Below are 3,940 nucleotides of genomic sequence, written 5' to 3' on the forward strand. Positions count from 1 at the left end.
CGGCGGAGACCACCACGGTGTGGGACACCCCGGGGGTGTTGTCCACGAAATTGGTGATCAGCCAGTTCAGGTTCTGTGCGGCCTGGCTCATCTGAGTCAACTCAACGCTCCTGGTGGTTCGAGCCGCCGAAGAGATCGGTGCTTCGGTTCTGTCCGTTGCCGGACGGGTCTACCTGATCGGGGTCGATCCGGAAGCTTCCGGTGTTACCGGCACTGCGGCCCTGCTCCACGCCGCGGCGCAGGTTGGTGAGCCGACCGCGGACCTCCTCGGGGCTGCGGGAGACCTGCGGCCCTTCCTGCGGAGTGGGCTTGGCGTTTCCGGCCACCAGGTTCTGCTTGGGCACGCGCCGCGGCAGGCCTGCCCCGGTGGTGCCGCCGGAGGCGGGCTCGCGGGTCTGCTCGGCCTGCTGCCAGGCGCCGTCGTTGGGCGACTGCCAGGGCGAGTTGGTCGGGCCGGTCGGGCCGTAGCCGCCCAGCGCCGACACGTCGTGGCCGCGCGGCTCGTCGACCGCCGAGGTGTCCTTGGCGCCGGCGAACCAGTTCGGGGTCTCGCCGCCGGAGCCGCCGCCCGCCGGAGCGGTCGGGGCGCCGAAGCCGCCACCCGCCAGCTGCTGGCCGGGGCGGCGCTGCGGCAGCCCGGACGGCAGGGTGGGGGTGGGCTCGGCGGCGGGCAGTGCGGGCGGCTCCGGGGCGTACGGGTGGCCGGCCGGGGCCTCCTCGGCCTGCTGGCCGTACTGGTCGGCGTAGCCGTCCTGGTAGCCCTGGTAGCCGTCGCCCTGGTAGTCCTGGCGGCCGTACTGGTCGTCGGCGTAGCCGGACTGGTCGTAGCCCTGCTGCGGGTACTGGCCGTACTGGTCCTGGCCGTACTCGTCCTGCTGGTAGCCGTCCTGGGCGTAGCCGTACTGGTCGTCGGCGTAGCCGGACTGCTGCTCGTAGCCCTGGGGGGCGTACTGGTCGTAGCCCTGCTGGTACTCCTCCTCGACCTCGGCGTCCAGCACCGGCGGCTCGCCGTCGTGCGGGCCGCTCTCCAGGGCCGCGCGGCGGACCTGGTCGAGGCGCTGCGAGCGCTGGACGGCCTCCAGGGCCGGGCTGAAGCCGCTGGATCCGGCGTTGCCGGTGCCGGTGAGGTGGTCGTCGAAGCCCAGCTCGGCGGCGCTGCGCGGCTGGCCGTTGGGCGCCCACTGGGAGGTCGGCTCCTGCTCGGCGAAGATCCGGGAGACGGTGAACTGCTCCTCGGGCTCCGGCGCGGCGCCCGACCGGGTGATGAACGGCGGGATCATGACCAGCGAGGTGGTGCCGGCGGACTCGCCGGACGGGCGGAGCTGGACGCGGACGTCGTGCCGCTGGGACAGCCGGCCGACCACGAACAGGCCCATGCGGCGGGAGATGGTGGCGTCGACGGTGGGCGGCTCGGCCAGCTTCTCGTTGATCTCGGCGAAGTCGTCGGCGGTGAGGCCGATGCCCTTGTCGTGGATCTCGACCAGCACCCGGCCGTCCGGCAGGCGGGTCGCGTTGACCAGGACCCGGGTCTGCGGGCTGGAGAACGAGGTGGCGTTCTCCAGCAGCTCGGCGAGCAGGTGGACGAGGTCGGTCACGGCGGCGCCGACGACCTCGACCTCCGGGATGCCGGACAGCTCGACGCGCTCGTACTGCTCCACCTCGGAGGAGGCGGCGCGGAGCACGTCGACCAGCGGGACCGGGGTGTTCCAGCGGCGGCCGGCCTCCTCGCCCGCGAGGACGAGCAGGTTCTCACCGTTGCGGCGCATGCGGGTGGCGAGGTGGTCCAGCTTGAAGAGGTTCTCCAGCTGGTCCGGGTCGGCCTCGTTGTTCTCCAGGTCGGTGATCAGCGCCAGCTGGCGCTGGATCAGGCCCTGGCTGCGACGCGACAGGTTGGTGAAGATCGCGTTGACGTTCCCTCGCAGCAGGGCCTGCTCGGCGGCGAGCGCCACGGCCTGCTGGTGGACCTGGTCGAACGCCCGGGCGACCTCGCCGATCTCGTCCTTGCCGTGCAGCGGGATCGGGGTGACGGAGGTGTCGACCCGGTCGGGGTCGGTCTTGGAGAGCTTCTCGACCAGGTCCGGCAGGCGGTGGTCGGCGATCTCCAGGGCGGCGCTGCGCAGGGTGCGCATGCCGAGGATCATCGAGCGGGCGACGTAGCCGGTGAGCAGGCCGGCCAGGATGAGCGCGGCGACGACGATGATCGTGTTGAGGATGGCGTCGTAGAGCGCGTTGTCCTTGAGGCCGCGGGAGTCCGTGAGGACGTCGTCCAGCAGCTGGACCTCGGTGTCGCGCAGGGCCTGGATGTGGGTGTTGGCGGCCTGGTTCCAGTTCTCCGGGGTGAGACCGGAGTCCTTGGCCTCCTTGTAGGCCTGGTCGGCGGCGGCCTTGCCCTTGCTCTGGCCCTCGGCGGCGGCCTGGCTGTAGGCGGCGCCGAGGGAGAGCAGGGTCTGCATGGAGGGCGCGGTGCCGTTCGGCATCTTGTAGGCCGAGCGCTCCTGCGCGGCGGCCTGGACGACCTGCGCGTTGGCGTACTTGCGGGCGTCCTCGGGGGCGCTGCCGGTGTTGAACTCGGTCAGCGAGACCTGCTCCAGCCGCTCCGCGACCAGGATCTGCTGGATCACGTCGGCGTTCTCGAACCGGGTGGTGGCGTTCTGGGAGATGCCGACCAGCAGGTGCAGCATGAGCGCGCGCTGGGTCGAGGCGGAGGCCTTGGCGAGGGACATCGCGTAGATCGCGCGGCCCTTGCTGGCGGCGTTGGTGGAGCCGATGCCGACCGAGTTGTCGTAGGACAGCAGCGGGGCGAACATCACCGAGTAGGCGTTGACGGTGGCGCCGGCGAACAGCTCGGATCCGTACGCGCTGGACCGCAGGTGCGGCAGGTCGACCACCAGGGCCTGGAAGCCCTCGTGGCGGCGCGGCAGTTCGCCGGACTTGTCGGAGGCCGCGTAGGCCGCCTCGTACGCCTTCAGCGCGGCGTCCGTGTTGGCGCGGATCTTGGCGACCTTGCCGTCCGGGTCCTGCTTGGTGAGCAGGGGTATCAGCGTGGTGTCGCGCTCGATCTCCAGCGCTTCGGCGAGCTCGGTGGCTGCCTTGGCGAGCTCGGCGGTCTTCTCGGCGCGGGAGGCCTTGATGTAGCCGTCGACCGAGGTGTTCACGCGGAGGCCGCCGAAGACGAGGCTGATGATCACGGGGATCAGCAGGATCGCGATCAGACGGGTCGGCACGCGCCAGTTGCGCGGGCGGAGGAAGTCGTACCGCCTGGAGGCGTCGCCGTCCGGACCGCCGCTGCGGGGTTCCGTGGACGCGGCCGGGGGCTGCGGGGCCGGGGAGGCCTGGGAGCGCTCCTCGGTGGGGGTGAAAGCGGAGAATCCGGCCGGGTCCGCTGCGGTACCGTTCGGCTCGCTCCGGCGGGGCTCGGAGCGCCGCTGCGGGGCGGGTTGCTGCTTACGCCTCACTCGACAACTACCTCTCGGCCGACTGTCGGCCATGGATCAATCCAGCGCTACCCCCGGGCCCTGGCCCGTCACCGGTGGGCCGGCGCGAGGGTTTCAGGGGTAGCTGGAATTTCAGCACGTGCAGGGATGGGGGACAAACAGCCGCAGGATGGCCCCCGCGTCGGCGCAATAGGGACATTCACCGACATGACGGAGCAAAACCGTGGTCTTCTGGCGCTGAGTGGCGCTAGTTCACCACGCAGAGTCACTGTTGATCACAAAATGCCTACCGAACTGTTATCCGCTGCTTATACAGCGGGTCTTGCGCGATGCCCCTGGAGGACATCGGCCGGTAGCGGCTCCGCCCCGGGGGCCGTCACGCCGACGGCCCCCGGGGTCCGGATGTCCGGCCCGTCATCGGAGTCGGGCGAGGAGGGCGTGTTCGACGAGGGTGATGAGGGCGCTCTTGGCGCTGTCGCGGCGGCGGGCGTCGAGGGTGACGACGG

The 3,940-nt window shown here is 71.2% G+C and carries 1 protein-coding gene and 2 pseudogenes; all 3 read right to left on the reverse strand.

All coding sequences use genetic code 11. From position 1 onward, the window contains the following. Positions 1-91 (reverse strand): annotated as a pseudogene (locus ACFWPT_RS40685) (roadblock/LC7 domain-containing protein); the annotation flags it as partial. A 10-nt stretch (positions 92-101) separates the two neighbouring features. Beyond that, positions 102-3,455, reverse strand: a complete 3,354-nt coding sequence (locus tag ACFWPT_RS40690) for a nitrate- and nitrite sensing domain-containing protein (RefSeq protein ID WP_380380244.1) — start codon at positions 3,453-3,455, stop codon at positions 102-104. A gap of 393 nt (positions 3,456-3,848) precedes the next feature. After that, positions 3,849-3,940: pseudogene (locus ACFWPT_RS40695) on the reverse strand (ATP-binding protein); the annotation flags it as partial.

Origin of the sequence: Kitasatospora sp. NPDC058478, from assembly GCF_042720345.1 — a bacterium.
Taxonomy (GTDB): Bacteria; Actinomycetota; Actinomycetes; order Streptomycetales; family Streptomycetaceae; genus Kitasatospora.